Origin of the sequence: Caulobacter hibisci, from assembly GCF_016135805.1 — a bacterium.
Lineage (GTDB): Bacteria > Pseudomonadota > Alphaproteobacteria > Caulobacterales > Caulobacteraceae > Caulobacter > Caulobacter hibisci.
Window position 1 is genome coordinate 324,349 of the sequence record NZ_JADWOX010000002.1, and the last position, 21,118, is coordinate 345,466.

A 21,118-nucleotide genomic window follows, 5' to 3' on the forward strand; every position below is an offset into this window, starting at 1 on the left:
CGCCAGGCGGCTCAGAGGGCAGACCGTCAGGATCACGCCAGCAACGCCGCCAAGCCCAGCAGTGCGCCCAGTTCGGCGACCTGCTCGATCCCGCCCAGCACGTCCCCGACATAGCCGCCGATCAGGCGGCGGGCGAGCAGGGCCAGCGCAAGCGCCAGGACGGCGGCAAGCGCCAAACTCGTCAGGGCGGCCAGAGGCGGCGCGAGTAACAGCGGCCACAGGCCCAGCAGCGCCGCGACCAGCACTTCCAGCGGCTTCACGCCGTCGGGCGCGGGCTTGTACTTGGCGTCGGTCCGGTCGCTGACATGGGGCAGGGCGGCCATGGCCATGACGGCCGCGACGCGTCCGACGCCGTGAGCCGCGAACAGGGCCAGCGCGGCCTGCATCGGCGTCAGGCTCGCCAGGGTTGCCGCCTTGCCGCCCAGCACCGTGACCAGGGCCAGCACGCCGTAGGTCCCGACCCGGCTGTCCTTCATGATCTCCAGCCGCCGCGCGGCGGTCTGGCCTCCGCCCAGGCCGTCGGCGGTGTCGGCCAGGCCGTCCTCATGGAAGCCGCCGGTCAGCAGGAAGCCCGCGCCCAGGGCCAGGATCGCCGGAACCCAGCCGCTCCAGACCTGGCTGGCGGCCAGCAGCACGAGCGCGCAGATCCCGCCCACCAGCAGCCCGACCAGCGGGAAATAGCGGGCCGAGCGGGTGATCCAGTCGGGTTCGAAACCGCGCAGAGCCGGGGTCGGCAGCCGGGTCAGGAACTGCACCGCGCAGAGCAGCAGGCTGACCTGCCGGGCGATCATCCCAGCACGTCGGCCAGATCGGCCACTTCGGTCAGCAGATTGGCGGCCGCCGCCAGCAGCGGGGCGGCCAGCGCAGCGCCCGTGCCTTCGCCGAGACGCAGGCCAAGGTCGAGCAGCGGCTCGACGCCCAGGGCGGCCAGCATGGCGCCATGGCCCTTCTCGGCCGAGCCATGGGCGAAGATGCAATAGTCCAGGGCCTCGGGGACCAGACGCACGGCCGCCAGGGCCGCCGCGGTGGCGATGAAGCCGTCCACCAGCACCGGCCGACGTCGCGCCGCCGCGCCCAGCACCGCGCCGGCCATCATGGCGATCTCGCAGCCGCCGAACTCGGCCAGCACCGCGAACGGTTCGCTCGCGTCGCTGCGGGCGGCGGCGCGGGCGATGGCGGCGGTCTTGCGGGCCAGACCGGCTTCGTCGTGGCCCGTGCCTAGGCCGACGCAGGCCTCCAGCGGGGCTGGCGCGAGGCGGTGCATAACGAGCGCGGCGGCCGAGCTGTTGCCGATGCCCATCTCGCCGATCGCCAGCACGTCGGCCGTCTCCAGGGCGCGGCCGGCGATCTCGATCCCGCGCGTGAGCGCCAGGGCGGCTTCGTCGGGCGTCAGCGCCGGTTCGCGCGCCGCGTTGCGCGCCCCCAGGCGGATCTTGGCGTCGATCAGGCCGGGATGGGCCGGCAGCGCCGCCGCGACTCCGGCGTCGACCACCTTCACCGAGACGCCTGTTGCCTTGGCGAAAGCGCTGACGCTGGACCGTCCCGCCAGGAACAGCCCGACCATCGCCACCGTCACGCTCGATGGATAGCTGGAGACGCCTTCCTCGGTCAGCCCATGGTCGCCGGCGAACACCACCAGGGCGGTCGTGGCGGCGCGGGGAGAGAGGCTGTTGTCGATAAGCCCCAGCCGCACCGCCAGATCCTCGATCCGGCCCAGAGAGCCCGGCGGCTTGGCCTTGCCGTCGAGCTTGCCGCGCAGTTCGACTTCCAGGCCGCGATCAACGGCGACGATGGGCGGCGGGACGAAGGTCATTGAACCAGTCTCCAGCCGCCCAGGCAGGCGAGGGCCGCCAGCAGCCACAGCAGGGCGCAGGCCCGGCGATAGATCCGCAGGCCCCGGCGCAGGTCGGTGAGGTCCGGCGCGCGGCCGTCGCCGAAACTCGGGCGGTCGGTCGTCTCGCCGTCATAGCGCGCCGGGCCGCCCAGGCGCACGCCCAAGGCCCCGGCCATGGCCGCTTCGGGCCAGCCGGCGTTGGGCGAGGCGTGCTTGCGGGCGTCGCGCCGCATGACGTCCCAGCCTTTCCAGCCGGCCCCGAGGCAGATCAGCAGGCCGGCGAGGCGCGCGGGGACCCAGTTCATCACGTCGTCGGTCTTGGCCGCCGCCCAGCCGAAGGCCCGCCAGCGCGGCTCCATGTGGCCGATCTGGCTGTCGGCGGTGTTGACCGCCTTGTAGGCGAACAGGCCCGGCAGGCCGAACAGGGTCAGCCACGAGGCCGGGGCCACGACCCCGTCGTTGAAGCTCTCGGCCAGGCTCTCCAGCGCCGCGGCCGTGACCCCGTGCAGGTCGAGGTCCTCGATGTCGCGACCGACGATCCGGCCGACGGCGACGCGCGCGGCGGGCAGGTCGCCGGCCTCCAGCGGGTCGAGCACGGCCATGACGTGCTGGTGCAGGCTGCGCTGGGCCAGGCCCAGGGTGGCGATCAGCGCCACCAGCAGCGTCGCGAGCAGGCCGCTGTCGAAGATCGACTCCACGAACCCGCCGATCAGCACCGCGCTCAGGATCAGGATCGCCACGGTGACGACGCCCAGCTCCTTGCGGCGGACCTCCGAGGTCTCCGGCAGGTTCCAGCGCCGCTCCATCGCCTCGATCGCCTTGCCGATCCAGGTCACCGGATGCGGCACGGCCGAATGCAGGGCCGCCGGATAGCCGACCAGGGCCTCGATCAGCAGAGCCAGCGGCGGCGCGAGCAGCAGGGGTTCAGCCATGGCGTCCCACGAGTTCGATCAGCGGACCGGTCTGGCCCTCGACCACCCTTGCCGTGACTCCGTAGGCCCTGGCCAGGACATCCGGGGTCAAGGCCTCGCGCGGCGGACCGTCGGCGATCAGCCGTCCGTCGACCAGCACCAGCACCCGGTCGGCCAGGCGCGCGGCCACGGCCAGGTCGTGCAGGGTCATGACCACGCCCTGGCCGTTCTTGGCCGCGAAGTCGCGCATCAGGTCCACGGCGTCCAGCTGGTGACCGGGATCCAAGCCCGCCAGCGGTTCGTCGGCCAGCAGCCAGGCGGGCTCGCCGGCCAGCACGCGGGCGAACAGGGCCCGGCCGCGCTCGCCGCCCGACAGGCTCTTGACCTCGCGCAGCGCCAGGTCCTCGAGGTGGGTCTGCTTGATGGCGTGCGCCACGGCCAGGCGGTCGGCTTCGGAGAGGCCCCGCGCCCCGCTGTGCGGCGTGCGGCCCAGGCCCACCAGGGTCTCGACATCCACCGACCAAGCCACTTCCGGCGTCTGCGGCAGGAAGCCGATGCGCCGGGCGCGCTCGCGATGGGAGAGGGAGGCGAGCGCCGCGTCGCCCAGGCTGACGCTTCCGGCGTCCGGCTTGCGCAGGCCGGCCAGGCAGGCCAGCAGGGTCGACTTGCCCGCGCCGTTGGGGCCGACCACGGCGGTCACCTCGCCGGGGCGGAACCGGGCGCTGAGCCCGTGCAGCACCGGGCGGCCGCCCAGGGTGACGGAAAGGTTCTCGGCCGAAAGCGTGGCGACGGTCATCCGATCCTCCGGCGCATGGTGATCAGCAGGACGAGGAAGAACGGCCCGCCGACGGCGGCGGTGGCCACGCCCAGGCGCATCTCGGCCGCCGAAGGCGTCAGCCGCACGACGATGTCGGCGGCCAGCACCAGGGCCGAGCCGGCCAGGGCCGCGGGTATCAGCAACGCCCCCGGTCTATGACCGACCAGCGGCCGCACCAGGTGCGGGGCGATCAGGCCGACGAAGCCGATCAGGCCGGTCACCGCCACGCTGGCCCCCGAGGCGACACCGACGCCGACAGCCAGCAGCACCCGAACCGCCGACAGGTTGACGCCCAGGGCCGCGGCGCCGGTCTCGCCCAGGGTCAGGGCGTCCAGCGACCGGCCCAGGGTCAGCAGTACGGCGAGGCCCGCGATGATCAGCGGCACGGCTAGCCGCACCTCGTCGACGCTGCGGTCGGCCAGGGAGCCCAGCAGCCAGCTGATGATCTCCTGCGCCGCCCAAGGATTGGGCGCGAGCGACAGGGCCAGAGCGACGCCGGCGCTGGCCACGGTGTTGAGGATCACGCCGGCCAGCAGGAAGGTCACTGTGCCGCCCGTCGTGCCGGCCAGGGCCAGCATCAGCACCACGCCGCCCGCCGCGCCCAGCACCGCGCAGGCCGGGAGCAGCCAGGTCGCCGTGAAGGCCAGGCCCAGATAGAGGCTCAGCACCGCCCCCAGCGCCGCCATCGACGAGACGCCCAATACGCCCGGATCGGCCAGCGGGTTGCGGGTGTAGCCCTGCATGGCCGCCCCCGACAGGCCCAGGGCCGCGCCGATGGCCACGGCCAGGATGGTGCGCGGCAGGCGCAGTTCGAAGATGATCGCCCAGCGCGGATCGGCGCGGTCGACCCAGGCGCTCCACGGCGCCCAGACCCGGCCGCTCATCAGCGACAGGCCGAAAAGAACCGTGACGGCGAGCAGCAGCCCGCCGATCAGCAGCCAGGAACGTCGAGTATGGCTCATGCGCGGGCCTTCAGCACTTGGCGGCGGGCGGCCGCCAGGGTCGCGGCGGTGTCGATCAGGGTCGGGCCGCCGCAATAGAGCAGCCGCTCGGGGAAGGTGGCGCGGGTCATCCGGTCGCTTACCGCCGCCAGGGCGGGGTGGTTCAGCATGCGCTCGGCCCAGGTCGGGGCGTCGGGGCGGGCCTGTCCGGCCAGCAGCACCTGCGGCGGATCGGCCAGCAGCCGCTCCAGCGGAACATTGCCCCATTTCTTCAGGCCATAGCGGCTGGCGACGTTCACGAATCCCGTGCGCTTGAGCATCTCGTCCACCAGCGTGCCTTCGCCGGCCGCGAAGCCGTTGGGCTGGAAGACCAGGGCCTCCAGCGGCTTGGATCCCGGCGGCGGAGCGGCGGCGGCTAGGGCCCTGTCGATGCGGGCGATCAGCACCTCGCCCCGTGCGACCTCGCCGGCGGCGGCGGCGATGCGGCGGATGTCTTCCTGGTTCTCGGCCCAGCTGTTGGGCACCTTGAACAGCTCGGCCCGCACGCCCAGCCGCTTCAGCGCCGCGCGGGTGGCGGGCGAGGAGTGGGCGGCGCTCAGCACCACGTCGGGCCGAAGCGCGATCACCTCCTCGGCGCTCTCGTAGGTCATCGGGTAGGACTTGGCGCGCTCGGCGATGCTCGACTGCTGCGGGTCGCGGGCGTAGTGGCTGAGGGCGGCGATCTGGTCGCGGTCGGCGATCTCGACCAGCACCCCGTCCAGGCACGGATTGAGCGAGACCAGGCGCGGCTTCTTCACCGGCGTCCAGGGCGTGGACGCCCCGAGGCCGACGGACAGGCCCGCGCCCAGAGCGACACGGCGACTGAAGCCCGTCAAAACTCCACCCCGCGCTGGGCCTTGAAGCCCTGCTCGAACGGATGCTTGACCAGGGTCATCTCGGTGACCAGGTCGGCGATCTCCAGAAGCTGCGGCTTGGCGTTGCGGCCGGTCAGGCAGACGTGCTTGTCGTTGGGACGGGCCTTCAGAACCTCCACCACCTCGTCGATGTCGAGATAGTCGTAGCGCAGGGCGATGTTGATCTCGTCCAGCAGCACGAAGTCGAGCGTCGGATCGGCGATCATCGCCTTGCTCTCTTCCCAGGCGGCCCTGGCGGCGGCGATATCGCGCTCGCGGTCCTGGGTGTCCCAGGTGAAGCCCTCGCCCATGACGCGGTAGCGCACCTGGTCGGGAAAGCGGCTGAAGAACAGGCGCTCGCCGGTCTTCCACTTGCCCTTGATGAACTGCACCACGCCCACCTGCATGCCCCAGCCCAGCGAGCGGGCGACCATGCCGAAGCCGGCCGATGACTTGCCCTTGCCGTCGCCGGTGTGGACCAGCAGAAGACCCTTCTCCAGGGTCTTGGTCTCCATCAGCGCGTCGCGCTCGGCCTTGAGGGCGCGCATGGCTTCGGCGTGCTGGGTGTTGACGTCTTCACTCATCGCGGGGTCTCCAGGGCCGCCGTCAGGCGCGCCCAGTCGGCGTCGGTTCCGGGCAGGCCGAAGCGTAGCAGGCTCGGGTCGTGATCGAAGGGGCGGGTGAGGATCCCGGCGTGCGCCAGGGCCTCGAAGCGCGCTGGCGCATCGGTTGCCCGCGTCAGGCGGAACAGGCTCGTCCCGTCGATGATCTCGAAGCCGGCGCCGGCGAGCAAGGCGTCCAGGCGTGCGGCGTCTCCAGCCAGTCTGGTGCGCGTCGCGTCCGCCCAGGCCTTGTCGGGATAGGCCGCCAGGCCGGCGGCCAGGGCAGGCACGGAGAGGGGCCAGTCGCCCAGGGCCTCGCGCAACAGGCGGGCCACGGAAGGGCAGCAGATCACGAAGCCCAGGCGCAGGCCCGCCAGGCCATAGAACTTGCCGAACGAGCGCAGCACGATCAGCCGCTCATAGCCGGGCGCGCCGGCCTGGGCGGCGACCGACAGGGCCGGCTCGCACTCGACGAAGGCCTCGTCGACCACCAGCGGCGAGACCAGCAGCGCCAGCACGTGCTTGGCGGGCAGAGCCGCGCCGTCGGGATTGTTGGGATTGACCAGCACCCGCAGGTCGTCGGGGCCCGGATGGCCGACGATCTCCGTCCCCGCCGCGCGCCAGGCAGCGGCGTGGCTTGCGTAGGTCGGGGGCGCCAGGGCGACGCGATCGTGCGGCAGGAACCACGGCAGCAGCCGGATCGCCGCCTCGCTTCCCGCAACGGCGACGACCCGATCGGGATCGTCGACGCCGAAAGCCCCCGCCGCCAAGGTCTCCAATCGCGCCAGGTCGGTCGGGTCGGGCAGGCGGCCCCACTCCTCGAGGGCCGGCGGCGGGATCGGGTAGGGGCGGGGGTTGATCCCCGTCGACAGGTCGAGCCACGGCGCGGGCGCGTCCGGAAAACGCGCTCGCGCCGCCGCCAGGCGGCCGCCGTGTCCGGAAAGGGACGACGGCGCGCCGGTCATCAGAACTTCGCCCGCACGCCGGCGAACAGGCCACGGCCCACCGAGCCGTAGCGGTAGATGGTCTCGTATTCCTTGTCGAAGAGGTTCTCGACGCGGCCGAACACCTCGAAGGTGTCGTTGACCGGATAGGCGGCCCGCAGGTCGAAGAGAGCGTAGCTCTTCAGGCGACGGGTGTTGGTGGCGTTGTCGTAGCTTTCGCCCACGTACTGCACCGAGACGCCCGTGGTCAGGCCGCTCTTCCAGTCGTAGTCGGCGTTCAGGTTGGCCGTTTCGCCGGCCCGACGCGGAAGGCGCTTGCCGTTGTTGGTGGCCGAACGGTTGATCGGGTCCATGTTGGTGTAGTTGGCCGTCACCTTCAGCGACGAGGTCACCTCGATGGTGGTCTCCAGTTCCACGCCGCTGGTCTCCGTCTTGGCGAAGTTGGCGTAGCCGCCGTAGTTGGGCGGGGTGTTGTTGGAGACGTAGTCGATCTGGTTGGTGATGTCGCGGTGGAACCAGGTCAGGCCCGCGCGCACCCGGCCGTTCAGCACGCTGTGCTCGACGCCCAGGTCGACGCTCTCCGACTCCTCGGGCTGCAGGTTCTGGTCACCGTAGATGCTGTACAGCTGGTACAGCGACGGAGCCTTGAAGCCTTCGCCGTAGTTGGCGCGGAACACCGTGACGCCGCCGTTGGGCGAATAGGACGCGCCGGCCTGGTAGACCGTGGCGTCGCCGAAGGCCGAGTGGTCCTCCTGGCGCACGCCGCCCGTCAGGGTCAGGCCCTCGACCGGTTGGGCGCGCAGGTGCAGGTACAGGCTGTCGGTGCGCGCGGCGTGGCTGTCGGGCGTGGGGTTGGGGTCCCATTCCGCCGGCGAGGCGGTGCGGAACCACGAACGTTCGGTCTCGGCGCCAAAGGTCGCGCGAAGGATCTCGCTGACCTGCCAGGTGCCCTGGTACTCGAAGCGCTTGTTGGTGCCGCGCGCGTCGAAGGTCTTGGGAACCGACGAGCTGGGATCGAAGTTGTCGCGGTCGGTCTGGGTGTAGCCGAAGCCGAGGCGGTTCTTCAGCGCGCCGTCGAAGGCGCTCAGGCGCACGCCGGCGTAGCTGACCAGCTCCTTGGTCTTGCCGTACTCGGGGCTGTCGGCGAAGGCGTAGGTCGGGGCTGGGAAACCGTCGAACTCGTTCTTCGAGGCGGCATAGGAGGTGCGCAGGTCGATGGTGGCCCAGTCGGTGAGGTTCAGGTCCAGGCGGCCGCTGACGCCCGCGTTGCGGTAGCCGTCCTTCTCCTTGCCGCCGTACGACTTGCCGAAGGCCGAGACGCCGTCGGTGGTGTAGTAGGCGCCGGCGATGCGCCAGCCGCCCCAGTCGCCGCCGGCGCTGAGCGCGGCGTTGCCGTAGGCGGTGTCGCGCGAGCCGACCTCGGTCGCCAGTTGGGTGGTGAGCGGGCCGCTGGGCGTGGCGGTCAGCAGGTTGACGACGCCGCCGATGGCCTGGCTGCCCCACAGGGTCGACTGCGAGCCGCGCAGCACCTCGATGCGGTTGACGTTGCCGGCCAGCAGGGTGGCGAAGTTGTAGCCGCCGCCGGTCGAGGACGGATCGTTCAGCTTGACGCCGTCGATCAGCACCACGGTCTGGTCAGTCTCGGCGCCGCGGATGCGCAGCTGGGTCGTGCCGCCGACGCCGCCGTTGCGGGTGACGGTGACGCCCGGCGTACGCGAGAGCAGGTCGGAGATCACGACGGCCTGGGCCTTCTTGAGGGCCTCTGCGTCGATCACCGTCATGCTGGTCGAGACTTCCGACAGCTTTTCAGGCTCGCGGCCGGCGGTGACCACCACCTGGTCGACCTCGGCCACGGCCGTGTCGGCGAAAGCCAGGCCGGGCAGGGCCAGGGCGGGAACTGCGGCCGCCAGGGCCAGCAGGGAAACAGGGCGCATGTCATTCCTCCGTGCGCGACAAGAAGGAGCGTGTTCTCGTGAACACGCCCGGACCGAAGCGTCGCCATGCGGGAAGACCCGATCGTACGGCGCACCCCGGCCGGACGAAGGACGACCGCGACAGGCAGGTCTCCTGGCTCGCGGGTCATCGTTGCTGCGCGTCGCCTTCCCAGCTCTTTTCCGAAGAACAGATCCAGTGGCATGTGACGCGCGAACTCGCCGCTTACAGTTGCGGGGGCAGCCCGGGTTTCACACCCGAGTTCCCTTTTCATCCTCTTTGGGAGGAACCTGTCGCGCCGGCTGGACTATAGGGTGCGCCGCACACCGTCAATGTGGAGTTCCCCTTGTCTGTCACACTCGTTCTGGGCGGCGCGCGGTCGGGCAAGAGCGCTCACGCGCAACGGGCGGCCGAGGCTCGCGCCGCGGCGACGGGCTCGCGTCCGGTGATGATCGTCACCGCCCAGGCCTTCGACGCCGAGATGGAGGAGCGCATCGCCCGCCACCAGGCCGATCGCGGCGACGCCTGGACCACCCTGGAGGCGCCCTTCGACCTGGTTGGCGCCTTGCGCGGCCTGCCGCCGGGCGCCGTGGTGGTCGTCGATTGCCTGACCCTTTGGTTGACCAACCTGATGCTGGCGGAAAAAGATCTCTCCACCGCGGCGGGAGCGCTGGTCGAGGCGGTCTCCGCCTTCGACGGCGATCTGTGGCTGGTGTCCAACGAGGTCGGCTGGGGCGTGGTGCCCGACAATCCCTTGGCCCGCAGGTTCCGCGACGAGGCCGGCCGCCTGCATCAGGCGCTCGCGGCCGCCGCCGACGCCGTCGAACTGGTCGTGGCCGGACTAAGCCTGCGGATGAAGTGATTCTCGCCGCTACCGCTGAACTTGCTCAACTTTCGGCGATGCGACGATTGCGCACGCTGACACCGGGGGCGCCAGCGTGGTTAAGACCTGTTCACACATTTCGCGTTTAAATGTTTCGACGGGGCTAGGGCTGGCCATGCGACGGATCCTCATCGCCGAAGACGACATGCTGCTGGGCGGCGTCTACGAGATCCTGCTGGAAGAGGCGGGTTTCGAGGTCCTTTGGCGTCGCGACGGCCAGGAAGCCCTCGAAGCCTTCGACGACTTCGCCCCCGACCTGCTGATCACCGACAACTCCATGCCGCGCATGACCGGGGCGGAGCTGATGCGCGCCGTCGAAGGGCGGGGCGCGCGGGTGATGATGGTCTCGGCCAGCGATCCGCGCATGCTGCAGGTCGAACCCGACCTCTGGCTCGAAAAGCCGGTAACCCCGGCCCGCCTGCTGTCGGCGGTGCGGGCTATGGAACGGTCGATCGACTCCGTAGGCGCTCAGGTCGCCGCCTGAAACGCGACCACCAGAACCGCCGCGAGCAGTCCCAGACCACCGGCCCACACGGCGCAGAAGGCCAGGGTGGGATGGCGTTGCCACCATCGCGGATGGGGAACGCCGGTGATGGTCTTGTCGGTCATGCGCTCGCCTCGCGTGATCTTCGACAGATCAACGCGAGACGGCGCCCCCTTAGTTCCTTCTAGCCGCCAAAGCCGCGCGAGCCGCCGCCGAAACCGCCGCGCGAAATGACGCTGCTGCGGCTCTGCACGCGGGTAGGGGCCTCGTAGCGCGAGGGCGCGTCGAAGCTGTCGCTGCGCACCCGGCTGCGGCCCGACAGGTAGTCGCGCGACACCGGATAGCCTGAGCCGCTGTAATAGGTGCCGTCGCGATCGCGGTACATCGGCGCGCCGCGATAGCCGCGGTTGCTCATGCCCTCCAGCGCCTGGCCGATGATGAAGCCGGTCAGCAGCGGGGTGAAGAAGCTGCCGCCGCCATTGGCCTGGCTGCGCGGCACGCACCGGTCGACGCCGTAGCGCTCCTCGCAGCTCTGCTGGTCGGAGAACTTCGGGGCGTTCTCGGCGCTGGCCTTCTGGGCCTCGTCATAGGCCGTCTTGCACTGGTCGGCCGTGAAGTCGCCCGAGGCCTTGCACTCGTCGAGATTGGCGAAGCTGGAGGCGTCGACCTTCTGGCCCGAGACGGCCGCCGGCGGGTCGCCCCATTGCGTGGCCGAGCCGGGATCGTCGCAGGCCGACAGCGTGAAGGCCGAGCCGGCCATCAGGCTGGTCAACGCCACCGCGCTCGAGCGTTTGCGGCGGCGCGAGAGGGAAGGGGAGATCGCGTTCATCGTCAGCCTCACGAAGTCATGCAGGCGGCGTTCAGCAGGCCGACGGCCAGCGAGATCGAGGCCAGATAGACGCCGGCGGCCAGCTCGGCCTTCTCGATCCGGTCGATCAGGTCCTTGAGCACGGTGAACCGCACCAGGGTGAAGGCGGCGATCTGGATGACGCCGGCCAGCAGGGCCCAGGCGGCGAATTCCACCAGGCTGACGGTATGGCTCAGGGCGGAAGCCAGCGGCAGCACGTAGCCGACCACGGCGCCGCCCAGGGCGACGGCCGCGGCGACATTGCCCTCGCGGATCAGCTTGGCCTCGTTGTAGGGCGTCACCGCCTGGTAGACGATCTTGAACACCACGGTGAACACGCCGGCGGCGACGAAGGCCACCAGGAAGGCCAGGGCGCTTTCGCAGAAGGCTTGGACGTCGAACATCTCGGATTTCCCCCTTTAGGGCCTTGGTTCAGGCTTTGAATTCGCCGACTTCGAGCGGCATGCCGATCATGGTTTCGAACGAGACCTCGCGGTCTTCCGTCTCCATCTCGATGGCCAGCAGCAGTTCGCGGCCCTCGCCCGGCAGGTCGCGGGCGAACAGCATGCAGGTCTGGAAGATCCGCCGGTCGGTGATGCCGTCGCGGTCGTCGTGCAGGTCTTCCCAGAAGGTCACGGGCTCCTGGCTCTCGGCCTCGTCGCCGAACCAGGAGCGTTGGTATTCCGGCAGGCCCTCGGCGGTGAAGGTGCGGGCGCGCAGGCGCTTGCCCCAGGCGTCGCGATCGGCGCGGCTGCCCGGATAGGCGCTGTCCCAGGGCATGAAGATCGTCACGTCGGTCAGGCGCTGGCCCTCGCGATCGTCCGAGACGGCCTGAAACATCACGTGGTCGTCGGTGTAGAACCGGTGCACGAAACCGCCGTCCTTGAGATCCACCAGGCCCTGGGCGGTGATCTCCAGCGTGTCGCGGTCGAGCGGAAACTTGGTGTCGGCGCCGAAGCGCTTCCACGCCAGCGGATCCAGCCAGACGGTCCGCCCCAGCGTGACGTTGCGGATGGCGGGCAGGGCCGAGTCGGGAGCGGACTCCTTGCGGCCGAATAAGCGACTGAACATGGCGGGTCCCTGAGAGAGCGCTCCTTCATGTACGGCGCCAGCCTGCGCTGTAAAAGGGGCGATGCTCGCTCTCGACGACTGGCGTTCGGGCTCCCATCTTGTATGAAACGGTCAAGCCGACCGATCAAAGAGGACCAAGACCCCGATGAGTCAGACGCCCTGGACTGTCCGCTCCCTGAAGGCGGCCCTGGACGAAGCGCCCGGCGTGGGCGCCGACGAACTGAGCGTGCGGGTGCTGGAAGGCTCCGATCCGATCCTGCTGGTCACCATGCACTGGCAGGGCGATCTCGAGATCTACGTCAGCGTCAGCGACCAGCAGGTCGCCGCCTCGGCCCTGCTGTGGCCCGTCGACGAGCAGGAAGATCGCAACGCCTTCAACGAATTCCTGCTGAAGGCCCAGAAGCTGGTGCCGCTGTCGAACTTCGGCATCAGCGCCGTCGGCGGCCGCGACTATTACGAGCTGTTCGGCGAGCTTTCGACGACCACCTCGATCGAGGATATCGTCATCGAGCTGCGCACCCTCGCCGAGAACGCCATCGAGGCCGCCTCGGACCTGCGCGCCTCTTTCTCCACCGCCGCCTGACCCTAACCGAAGTTTCCCGGAGCCCTCCGATGTCCATCTGGCGCAAGCTGTTCACCCTGGGTCGCGCCGGCGCGCACGAAGCCTCGTCCGCCGTCGTCGACGCCAACGCCATCCGCATCCTCGACCAGGAGATTCGCGACGCCGACTCGGCCCAGGCCAAGGCGCGCGACAACCTGGCCACCCTGGTCGCCCGCCGGCGCATCCAGGAGAACGACGTCAAGAGCCTGCGCGAGCAGGTCGCCAAGTACGAAAACTCCGCCCGCGCCGCCGTCACCAAGGGTGACATGGATCTCGCCCGCCAGGTGGCCCAGCGCATCGCCGACATCGAAAGCGAAATTTCGCTGAAGGAGCCGCAGATCGCCGGCATGCGCGAGGCCGAGGATCAGCTGCACACCGCCATCGCCGCCACCGACCGCCGCATCGACACGCTCAAGCGCGAGGTCGACGTCGTGAAGGTCAATGAGTCGGTCCAGAAGGCCCAGGCCGCCGTCACCGCCCGCGGCGCGGGCGCCGGCGCGTCGCTCGGCTCGGCCGCCGACAGCCTGGCGCGCATCAAGGAACGCCAGATGGTCCGCGGCGAGAAGATCAAGGCCGCCGGCGAACTGGAAGACCGTCGCACCGGCGCCGATCTCGACGAGAAGCTGCGCGTGGCCGGCATCCTGCCGGGCCAGTCCTCGGCCGACGACATCCTGGCGCGCCTGGCCCCGGCCGCCCCGCCGCTGCAGATCGAGCAGAAATCCGCCGACGGTTCGAAGTCGGAATAAGGGACCCGCGTGCGCCGTCTTACCCTGACCCCGCGCCCCGACTGGCGCGACAAGGCCGAAGCCGTCGGCTTCGTCTACCACCACACCGGCGGACAGGCCTATTGGGACGAGGGGACGGCGTACGCCTTCACCCTGAAAGAGATCGAGGAGCACCTGGAGCCGGCCGCCGCCGAGCTTCATGACCTGTGCCTGGATCTGGTCGACGAGGCCGTCGCCAGCGAAGAGGTGCTGGAAAAGCTGGCGATCCCGCGCGAGCACTGGGATTTCGTCGCCGCCTCCTGGCGCGCCAAGGAGCCGTCCCTCTACGGACGGTTCGACTTCGGCTACGACGGTTCGGCCCCGCCCAAGCTCTACGAATACAACGCCGACACCCCCACCAGCCTGTTCGAAGCCGCCACTTTCCAGTGGCTGTGGCTCGAAGACCTGCTGGCGCAAGGCGCGCTGCCGGCCGGGACCGACCAGTTCAACAGCCTGTTCGAGGCCATGCGCGAGCGCTTCGGCGTGCTGTTCCCCAAGGGCGGCTTCGTGCACTTCGCCAGCGACGCCGACGCCGTCGAGGACCGCCAGACCGTGCGCTTCCTCGAAGACCTCGCCACCCAGGCGGGCCTGGATCCCAAGTTCGTGGCCATGGACGCCATCGGCCTGAACGAGGAAGGCCAGTTCGTCGACACCGAGGGCTATCTGCTGCAGGCGGCTTTCAAGCTCTATCCCTGGGAAGACATGCTGCGCGAGCCCTATGCCGCCAACCTGGCCACGGCCAAGGTTCGCTGGCTGGAGCCGCCGTGGAAGGCGATCCTGTCCAACAAGGCGATCCTGCCGCTGCTGTGGGAGCGCCACAAGGGCCACCCCAACCTGCTGGAAGCCTATTTCGAAGGCGACCCTGCCGCCTCGAACCTCGGCGCGAACTACGTGCGCAAGCCGCTGTTCTCGCGTGAAGGGGCCAATGTCGAGATCGTCGGCGCCAACGCCGAGCCCGTGCTCGACCAGGGCTACGGGGCCGAGGGCGCGATCGTCCAGGCCTTCCACCCGCCGCCCAGCTTCGACGACAAGCATCCGGTCGTCGGCGCCTGGATCGTCGGGGCCGAGCCGGTCGGCATGGGCATCCGCGAGGACGACAGCCAGGTGACCAAGAACCTGGCGCGGTTCGTGCCGCATATCATCGAAGGGTGATTTCTCTTCCTGATCGTGCGCTGACCCTTTCTCCGTAAAATCCCCGCGAAAGCGGGGGCCCAGGCTTTTTCTGCAACCCGCCGCGCTCGACGATAAAACACCTGGGCCCCCGCTTTCGCGGGGGTTTTACGGTTTAGGAAAACGGTCCCAGCTCATGCTAACTTCACCCCCATGAGCGACTCCAACGACGACGGCCCGCCGGGCGAAACCCCGATCCAGCGGGCGCTGCGCCTCAAGCAGGCGGCGCTGGCCGCGCGTCCCAAACCGCCGCGGGGCGGTCGTTTTCAACGGGAGCAGGCCAACCGCATCGCGGCCGGCTCCTCCAAGCCCTGGAACAGCTGATGGCCGGTCTCAAGGACAAGCGCGGATTCATCGACAAGGAGCGTCTGGACCTCTCCGAGCGCCAGGCCGTCGAATATTGGATGAAGCGCTGGGGCGTCACCCGCGACCAGATCACCGCCGCCCACCGCAAGGTCGGCAAGATGACCAAGGACATCGCCGCCGAGCTCGGCAAGAAGCGCTGAGCGGACCCGCTTTGGGGCTAGGGCTTTTGCTCGCCCTGCGCGCAACAGTTTAGCCGGCGCCCGACTGTGCGCCGGCGGCGGTAGAAATCGACCGCACAGCGATCATATTTCAGTCGCGGGACCCCAGCGATTTCGCGTTCCCCAGTGCGGATTTGTGCCTAGCAGTCGCGCGCATCTGTCAGAACCCGATCAAGACAACGTTGTCATAGCAATGATTTGCTGAATTCTTGGCAAACCTGCCGGAACGCAACGCACAGGTGGACGCGTTCTTGGCCAAAGTGCTAGGGAGGCCACGGATATTGCACTGCGAGATTCAAAATCGTGGTGCTGTTCCAAGGCGAGACGACCCCGACAGAGGGCGCGGCCTTTTTCACTTTATCGCAGGGTGAACTCAAAATGCCGGTTGAGACGCTGACGAAGTCCCTTTGGGTCTATTCGTTCGGAGGGGGCGGCGCTGATGGCGACGCCTCGATGAAGAACCTCCTCGGAGGCAAGGGCGCCAATCTCGCCGAGATGTCGTCCCTGGGTCTGCCGGTGCCGCCCGGCTTCACGGTCACGACCGAGGCCTGCGTCCACTATTACACCAACGGCAAGCAGTACCCGGCCGACCTGGCGGGTCAGGTCGCCGCCGGCCTCGCCAAGGTGGAAGCCATCACCGGCAAGCGCTTCGGCGACGTGGCCAACCCGCTGCTGGTGTCGGTGCGCTCGGGCGCCCGGGCCTCGATGCCGGGCATGATGGACACCGTGCTGAACCTGGGCCTCAACGACGAGACCGTCGAAGGCCTGGCCAAGCTGTCGGGCGACCGCCGCTTCGCCTACGACAGCTACCGCCGCTTCATCCAGATGTACTCGAACGTCGTGCTCGACCTGGAGCACCACATGTTCGAGGAGATCCTCGACGATCATAAGGACCGCCTCGACGTCCACGTCGACACCGGCCTCACCGCCGACGACTGGGCCGCGGTGATCAAGGACTACAAGGCCGCCGTCCAGAACGAGCTGGGCAAGCCGTTCCCGCAGGACGCCCAGGAGCAGCTGTGGGGCGCCGTCGGCGCCGTGTTCGCCAGCTGGATGAACGACCGCGCCAAGTTCTATCGCCGCATGCACGACATCCCCGAAAGCTGGGGCACGGCCGTGAACATCCAGTCGATGGTGTTCGGCAACATGGGCGACACCTCGGCCACCGGCGTGGCCTTCACCCGCAACCCGTCGAACGGCGACAACCGCCTGTACGGCGAGTTCCTGATCAACGCCCAAGGCGAGGACGTCGTCGCCGGCATCCGCACGCCGCAGTCGCTGACCAAGGCCGCCCGCGAGGAGATGGGCGACACCACGCCGTCGATGGAAGAGGCGATGCCGGAGGTCTTCCAGCAGTTCAAGACCGTGGTCGAGACGCTGGAACGCCACTACCGCGACATGCAGGACATCGAGTTCACGGTGGAGCAGGGCGTGCTCTACATGCTGCAGACCCGCAACGGAAAGCGCACCGCCAAGGCCGCGCTGAAGATCGCCGTCGACATGGCCGCCGAGGGCGTCATCAGCAAGGAAGAGGGCATCAGCCGCGTCGAGCCGGCCTCGCTGGACCAACTTCTGCACCCGACCATCGATCCGACCGCCCACCGCGACGTCGTCACCGTCGGTCTGCCGGCCTCGCCCGGCGCGGCCACCGGCAAGATCGTCTTCGATAGCGACGAGGCCGAGAAGGCCGCCGCCGCCGGCGAAAGCGTCATCCTGGTCCGCGAAGAGACCTCGCCGGAAGACATCCACGGCATGCACGCCGCCCGCGGCATCATCACCGCCCGCGGCGGCATGACCAGCCACGCCGCCGTCGTGGCGCGCGGCATGGGCCGTCCCTGCGTCTCCGGCGCCGGCGACGTGTCGATCTTCCCCAAGGAAGGCCTGTTCCGGGCCAAGGGCCGCGAGTTCAAGGCCGGCGAAGTCATCACCATCGACGGCTCCACCGGCGAGATCCTCGCCGGCTCGCCCAAGATGGTCGAGCCCGAGCTGACCGGCGACTTCGCCACCCTGATGGGCTGGGCCGATCAGGTCCGGCGCCTGAAGGTGCGCGCCAACGCCGAGACCCCGCTCGACGCCAAGACCGCCCGCCAGTTCGGCGCCGAAGGCATCGGCCTGTGCCGCACCGAGCACATGTTCTTCGACGACACCCGCATCGCCGCGGTGCGCGAGATGATTCTGGCCGACGACGAGGCCGGCCGCCGCGCCGCCCTCGCCAAGATCGCGCCCTTCCAGAAGGCCGACTTCGTCGAGCTGTTCACGATCATGGAAGGCCTGCCGGTCACCATCCGCCTGCTCGACCCGCCGCTGCACGAGTTCCTTCCGCATACGGAAGAAGACGTGCAGGCCGTGGCCGAAGCCACCGGTCTGGACGCCGCCAAGCTGCTGCGCCGCGCCAAGGAGCTGCACGAGACCAACCCCATGCTCGGCCACCGCGGCTGCCGCCTGGGCGTCTCCTATCCCGAGATCTACGAGATGCAGGTCCGGGCCATCGTCGAGGCCGCCTGCGAGATCGCCAAGTCGGGCAAGGCCGCGCCGGTGCCGGAAATCATGCACCCGCTCGTCGCCAAGGGCGAGGAGATGAAGTACCTGCGCGAGCTGACCGACCGTACCGCCAAGGCGGTGCTGGCCGAGCAGGGCGTGGAGATCACCTACACCGTCGGCACCATGATCGAGCTGCCGCGCGCCGCCCTGCGGGCCGGCGACCTGGCCGCCCACGCCGAGTTCTTCAGCTTCGGCACCAACGACCTGACCCAGACGACGTTCGGCATCAGCCGCGACGACGCCGGCAAGTTCCTGGGCGCCTATATCGACAAGGGCATCTTCGAAAAGGACCCCTTCGTCAGCCTCGACCAGGAAGGCGTGGGCGACCTGATCCGCATCGCCGCCGAGCGGGGCAGGGCGGTTCGTCCCGACGTCAAGCTCGGCATCTGCGGCGAGCACGGCGGCGACCCGGCCTCGATCGCGTTCTGCGAGAAGGTCGGCCTCGACTATGTCTCCTGCTCGCCCTACCGCGTGCCGATCGCCCGCCTGGCCGCCGCGCAGGCGGCCTTGGCCGGGAAGTAGGGAAGGGGTCTCCCCCTAAGCTGCGACAACTTGAAACGGCCCCGCTCCCGCAGCGGGGCCGTTTTTCGTCGTCCGCCCGCTTGCACGAACATCGATAGGAAGCTATCTAAATAGATAGCAAGCTACCTATCGTTCTTCGAGCATCGTTCCATGACCGACGTCCGCATCCCCGACGAGCGCACCTTCACCGGCGCCATCCTGCGCCTGGCGCGCATCTACCGCCGCGAGGTCAATCGCGCCCTGGCCGCCCACGGCCTGTCGGACGCCCGAGCCCTGCCGGTGCTGCACATCGCCCGCGCCGGCGGCGGCCTGCGCCAGGGCATGCTGGCCGAGGAACTGGGCGTCGAAGGGCCGTCCCTGGTCCGCATTCTCGACCAACTCTGCGCCGCCGGCCTGGTCGAGCGCCGCGACGACCCTACCGACGGCCGCGCCAAGACCCTGCACCTGACCGAGGAGGGCAAGGCCCTGGGCGTCGTCGTCGAGGACGCCGTGCAGGATCTGCGCTCAAACCTGCTGGCCGGCGTCAGCGACGAGGATCTCGCCGCCACCCTGCGCACCTTCGCCGCCTTCGAGGCGGCGCTGGAAGCCGCCAACGGGCAGGGGGCGTAGACCCCGCCATGCCCAAGCTCGATCGGTGGACGCTGCTGTTCTCGCTGAACAGCTTCGCGGCCGCCATGCTCGCCCTCTGGATCGGCTTCGCCGTCGGCCTGCCGCGTCCGTATTGGGCCATGACCACGGCCTATATCGTCAGCCAGCCCCTGGCCGGCGCGGTGCGCTCCAAGGCGCTCTATCGCGTGCTCGGCACCCTGCTAGGCGGCGCGGCCGCCGTCGCCCTGGTGCCGACCCTGGTCAACGCCCCGGTCCTGCTGTGCCTGGCCCTGGCCCTGTGGGTCGGCGGCTGTCTCGCCGTCTCCCTGCTCGACCGCACGCCGCGCAGCTACGTTCTCATGCTGGCCGGCTACACCGCCGCCATCATCGGCTTTCCGGCCGTCAGCCAGCCCTCGGCCATCTTCGACCTGGCCGTCTGGCGCGTGGTCGAGATCGGCTTAGGCATCGTCTGCGCCACCTTGATCCACAGCCTCGTTTTCCCGCGTCCGGTCGGCACGGTCCTGCGCGCCCGCCTGACCGCCTGGCTGGGCGAGGCCGACCGCTGGGCGCTGGACGTGCTCAAGGGCGCCGACGCCCAGGCCTTCGCCCGCGACCGCCGCCACCTGGCCGCCGCCGCCAGCGAGATCCAGATGCTGGCCGTCCATCTGCCGTTCGACACCTCGCGCTTGCGCGAGACCTCCGGCGTCGTTCGCGCCCTGCACGCGCGCCTGCTGATCCTGATCCCACTGCTGTCGGGCCTGTCGGACCGCATGCTGGCCCTGAAGGACGTCCGAGATCCGGCCGCCCGCCAGGCGCTCGACGCCGTCATCGCCTGGATCGAGGCCGGCGCCACGCGCGGCCCGGGCCTGGAGCTGATCGACCACCTGAACGCCGAGGCCGCTGCCCGCCGCGGCGGCGATTGGAACGCCCTGCTGGTTGAGAGTCTGCTGGTGCGCCTGGCCGAGACCGTCCAGGCCCTGGCCGAGGGCCACGCCCTGATGGTCCGCTTCGAGAACCCCAGCGCGCCGCTGTCGCCGGCCCTGGCCGCCGCCACGCTCACCGCCGCCCGCCGCCGCATGCACAGCGACTTCCCGCTCGCCCTGCTTTCAGGAGCAGCGGCGGCCATCGCCGTCCTGCTGTCCTGCGCCATCTGGATCGTCTCCGGCTGGAGCGACGGCGCCACGGCCCCGGTCATGGCGGCGGTGTTCTGCTGCTTCTTCGCGGCCATGGACGATCCGGTGCCGGCCATCCGCAGCTTCGGGATCTTCACCCTGGTCTCGCTGCCGCTGTCGGCGCTCTACATGTTCGCCGTGCTGCCCGCCATCGACGGCTTCCCGCTGCTGGTGCTGACGCTGGCCCCGCCGCTGCTGTTCATCGGCCTGTTCATTCCCAACCCCAAGACCATGGGGGCGGCCTTGGCCGTGCTGATGGGCTTCTGCAACGCCATGGCCTTGCAGGAGACCTTCAGCGCCGACTTCGCCAGCTTCCTGAACATCAACCTGGGCCAGTTCGTCGGCCTGGGCGCGGCGATCTTCGTCACCGCCGCCATGCGCTCGATGAGCATCGACGCCGGCGCCCGCCGCCTGCTGTCGCGCACCTGGAAGGGTCTCGCCGGCCTGGCCCGCGCCCGCAACGCCCCCGAACCAGCCGCCTTCGCCGCGACCCTGGTCGATCGCCTGGGCCTGCTGACCCCCAAGCTGGCCGCTGTCGGCGAGCGCCACGACCTCGTCGGCGTCGACGTCCTGCGCGACCTGCGGGTGGGCATGAACCTGGTCGCCGTCCAGGGCGCGCGGGGCGAGGTCTCGGGCCCGGCCCGCGCCAGCCTCGACGCCGTGCTCGACGGCATCGGCGACCACTACGCCGCCCTGTCCGCCGGCCGCCGCCAGCCGCCGCACGCTGACCTGCTGGCCAAGCTCGATCGCGCCCTGACCCGCATGGGCGAGACCACCTTCGTCGCCGGCGGCGTCACCGGCCTTGTCGGGCTGCGCCGCAACCTGTTCCCCGACGCCCCCGCCTTCAATCCGGAGCCCGCCGCATGATCGGCGAATACGATATCGACGGCGTCTTCCTGTCGTCCGTCCTGGTCTCGGCGCTCGCCGCCCTGGCCGCTACCTTCGTGCTGCGCCGCGTGCTGTCCTGGACCGGCGCCTACCGCCTGGTCTGGCACCCGGCGCTGTTCGACACCGCCCTGTTCGTCATCCTCTGGGCCGCCGCCGTCGCGACGCCCTGGTCCTCTTTCCGTCCGTAAG

24 protein-coding genes and 1 riboswitch are annotated in these 21,118 nt (G+C 69.8%); of the genes, 11 read left to right on the forward strand and 13 right to left on the reverse strand.

Translation table 11 applies throughout. The annotated features are described in order from the left end of the window. Window positions 1-32: 32 nt before the first annotated feature. The 9 genes from cobS to I4Q42_RS04615 are packed head-to-tail and all read right to left on the reverse strand — an operon-like array spanning window position 33 to window position 8,876. Window positions 33-791 (reverse strand): adenosylcobinamide-GDP ribazoletransferase, encoded by a 759-nt coding sequence (gene cobS / locus I4Q42_RS04575; RefSeq protein ID WP_232792855.1) that lies wholly within the window; start codon window positions 789-791, stop codon window positions 33-35. Next, the gene (gene cobT, locus I4Q42_RS04580; RefSeq protein ID WP_198574881.1) at window positions 788-1,813 is read right to left on the reverse strand and encodes a nicotinate-nucleotide--dimethylbenzimidazole phosphoribosyltransferase; all 1,026 of its coding nucleotides are present in this window, start codon (window positions 1,811-1,813) and stop codon (window positions 788-790) included. The genes cobS and cobT overlap by 4 nt, the downstream gene beginning before the upstream one ends. Beyond that, window positions 1,810-2,766, reverse strand: coding sequence for an adenosylcobinamide-phosphate synthase CbiB (gene cbiB, locus I4Q42_RS04585; RefSeq protein WP_198574882.1), 957 nt, complete (start codon window positions 2,764-2,766; stop codon window positions 1,810-1,812). Before cbiB ends, cobT begins: the two co-directional genes overlap by 4 nt. Continuing rightward, complete coding sequence (locus I4Q42_RS04590) at window positions 2,759-3,541, reverse strand: ABC transporter ATP-binding protein (protein WP_198574883.1); 783 nt, start codon at window positions 3,539-3,541, stop codon at window positions 2,759-2,761. The genes cbiB and I4Q42_RS04590 overlap by 8 nt, the downstream gene beginning before the upstream one ends. After that, window positions 3,538-4,524, reverse strand: coding sequence for a FecCD family ABC transporter permease (locus I4Q42_RS04595; RefSeq protein ID WP_198574884.1), 987 nt, complete (start codon window positions 4,522-4,524; stop codon window positions 3,538-3,540). The genes I4Q42_RS04590 and I4Q42_RS04595 overlap by 4 nt, the downstream gene beginning before the upstream one ends. Continuing rightward, window positions 4,521-5,378 (reverse strand): ABC transporter substrate-binding protein, encoded by an 858-nt coding sequence (locus I4Q42_RS04600; RefSeq protein WP_198574885.1) that lies wholly within the window; start codon window positions 5,376-5,378, stop codon window positions 4,521-4,523. The genes I4Q42_RS04595 and I4Q42_RS04600 overlap by 4 nt, the downstream gene beginning before the upstream one ends. After that, complete coding sequence (gene cobO, locus I4Q42_RS04605) at window positions 5,375-5,980, reverse strand: cob(I)yrinic acid a,c-diamide adenosyltransferase (protein ID WP_198574886.1); 606 nt, start codon at window positions 5,978-5,980, stop codon at window positions 5,375-5,377. The genes I4Q42_RS04600 and cobO overlap by 4 nt, the downstream gene beginning before the upstream one ends. After that, window positions 5,977-6,963, reverse strand: a complete 987-nt coding sequence (cobD, locus tag I4Q42_RS04610; protein ID WP_198574887.1) for a threonine-phosphate decarboxylase CobD — start codon at window positions 6,961-6,963, stop codon at window positions 5,977-5,979. Before cobD ends, cobO begins: the two co-directional genes overlap by 4 nt. Then, window positions 6,963-8,876 carry a TonB-dependent receptor plug domain-containing protein gene (locus tag I4Q42_RS04615; RefSeq protein ID WP_198574888.1) on the reverse strand — a complete coding sequence of 638 codons (1,914 nt, stop codon included), beginning with the start codon at window positions 8,874-8,876 and terminating at the stop codon, window positions 6,963-6,965. Before I4Q42_RS04615 ends, cobD begins: the two co-directional genes overlap by 1 nt. Before the next feature lie 106 nt (window positions 8,877-8,982). After that, window positions 8,983-9,183: riboswitch (cobalamin riboswitch) on the reverse strand. Between the two features lie 37 nt (window positions 9,184-9,220). On the opposite strand from I4Q42_RS04615, the gene cobU reads away from it, so the two are divergent. Together cobU and I4Q42_RS04625 are read left to right on the forward strand one after the other, a co-directional pair. Next, window positions 9,221-9,736: a bifunctional adenosylcobinamide kinase/adenosylcobinamide-phosphate guanylyltransferase gene (gene cobU, locus I4Q42_RS04620; RefSeq protein ID WP_198574889.1), complete on the forward strand. Its 516-nt coding sequence runs from the start codon at window positions 9,221-9,223 to the stop codon at window positions 9,734-9,736. Window positions 9,737-9,872: 136 nt separating this feature from the next. After that, entirely contained in the window at window positions 9,873-10,241 is a 369-nt protein-coding gene (locus I4Q42_RS04625; RefSeq protein ID WP_198574890.1) for a response regulator, read from the forward strand. On the opposite strand, the gene I4Q42_RS04630 is transcribed toward I4Q42_RS04625, so the two are convergent. Genes I4Q42_RS04630 through I4Q42_RS04645 form a run of 4 tightly spaced genes read right to left on the reverse strand, consistent with a single transcriptional unit; the run spans window position 10,226 to window position 12,159 of the window. Further along, complete coding sequence (locus tag I4Q42_RS04630; RefSeq protein WP_198574891.1) at window positions 10,226-10,366, reverse strand: hypothetical protein; 141 nt, start codon at window positions 10,364-10,366, stop codon at window positions 10,226-10,228. The genes I4Q42_RS04625 and I4Q42_RS04630 overlap by 16 nt on opposite strands. Before the next feature lie 59 nt (window positions 10,367-10,425). Then, the gene (locus I4Q42_RS04635) at window positions 10,426-11,070 is read right to left on the reverse strand and encodes a DUF1190 domain-containing protein (protein ID WP_198574892.1); all 645 of its coding nucleotides are present in this window, start codon (window positions 11,068-11,070) and stop codon (window positions 10,426-10,428) included. A gap of 8 nt (window positions 11,071-11,078) precedes the next feature. Beyond that, the gene (locus I4Q42_RS04640; RefSeq protein ID WP_198574893.1) at window positions 11,079-11,492 is read right to left on the reverse strand and encodes a DUF350 domain-containing protein; all 414 of its coding nucleotides are present in this window, start codon (window positions 11,490-11,492) and stop codon (window positions 11,079-11,081) included. Window positions 11,493-11,520: 28 nt separating this feature from the next. Further along, the gene (locus I4Q42_RS04645; protein ID WP_198574894.1) at window positions 11,521-12,159 is read right to left on the reverse strand and encodes a DUF2491 family protein; all 639 of its coding nucleotides are present in this window, start codon (window positions 12,157-12,159) and stop codon (window positions 11,521-11,523) included. 145 nt (window positions 12,160-12,304) lie between these two features. Between I4Q42_RS04645 and I4Q42_RS04650 the strand changes: the two genes are divergently transcribed. The 9 genes from I4Q42_RS04650 (at window position 12,305) to I4Q42_RS04690 (ending at window position 21,117) form a co-directional block, all read left to right on the forward strand. Further along, complete coding sequence (locus I4Q42_RS04650) at window positions 12,305-12,742, forward strand: YjfI family protein (RefSeq protein ID WP_198574895.1); 438 nt, start codon at window positions 12,305-12,307, stop codon at window positions 12,740-12,742. 29 nt (window positions 12,743-12,771) lie between these two features. Continuing rightward, window positions 12,772-13,506, forward strand: coding sequence for a PspA/IM30 family protein (locus I4Q42_RS04655; RefSeq protein WP_198574896.1), 735 nt, complete (start codon window positions 12,772-12,774; stop codon window positions 13,504-13,506). Window positions 13,507-13,515: 9 nt separating this feature from the next. Then, window positions 13,516-14,676 (forward strand): glutathionylspermidine synthase family protein, encoded by a 1,161-nt coding sequence (locus I4Q42_RS04660; RefSeq protein ID WP_198574897.1) that lies wholly within the window; start codon window positions 13,516-13,518, stop codon window positions 14,674-14,676. Window positions 14,677-14,847: 171 nt separating this feature from the next. After that, a complete protein-coding gene (locus I4Q42_RS04665; RefSeq protein ID WP_198574898.1) occupies window positions 14,848-15,018 on the forward strand; it encodes a hypothetical protein in 171 nt (56 codons plus the stop codon). Then, a complete protein-coding gene (locus tag I4Q42_RS04670) occupies window positions 15,018-15,200 on the forward strand; it encodes a DUF3606 domain-containing protein (RefSeq protein ID WP_198574899.1) in 183 nt (60 codons plus the stop codon). The genes I4Q42_RS04665 and I4Q42_RS04670 overlap by 1 nt, the downstream gene beginning before the upstream one ends. A 396-nt stretch (window positions 15,201-15,596) precedes the next feature. Beyond that, complete coding sequence (ppdK, locus tag I4Q42_RS04675) at window positions 15,597-18,281, forward strand: pyruvate, phosphate dikinase (RefSeq protein WP_198574900.1); 2,685 nt, start codon at window positions 15,597-15,599, stop codon at window positions 18,279-18,281. 255 nt (window positions 18,282-18,536) lie between these two features. Further along, entirely contained in the window at window positions 18,537-18,890 is a 354-nt protein-coding gene (locus I4Q42_RS04680; protein ID WP_408611056.1) for a MarR family winged helix-turn-helix transcriptional regulator, read from the forward strand. A gap of 8 nt (window positions 18,891-18,898) precedes the next feature. After that, window positions 18,899-20,908, forward strand: a complete 2,010-nt coding sequence (locus I4Q42_RS04685; protein WP_198574902.1) for an FUSC family protein — start codon at window positions 18,899-18,901, stop codon at window positions 20,906-20,908. Beyond that, the gene (locus tag I4Q42_RS04690) at window positions 20,905-21,117 is read left to right on the forward strand and encodes a DUF1656 domain-containing protein (RefSeq protein ID WP_198574903.1); all 213 of its coding nucleotides are present in this window, start codon (window positions 20,905-20,907) and stop codon (window positions 21,115-21,117) included. The genes I4Q42_RS04685 and I4Q42_RS04690 overlap by 4 nt, the downstream gene beginning before the upstream one ends. Window position 21,118: the final 1 nt, after the last annotated feature.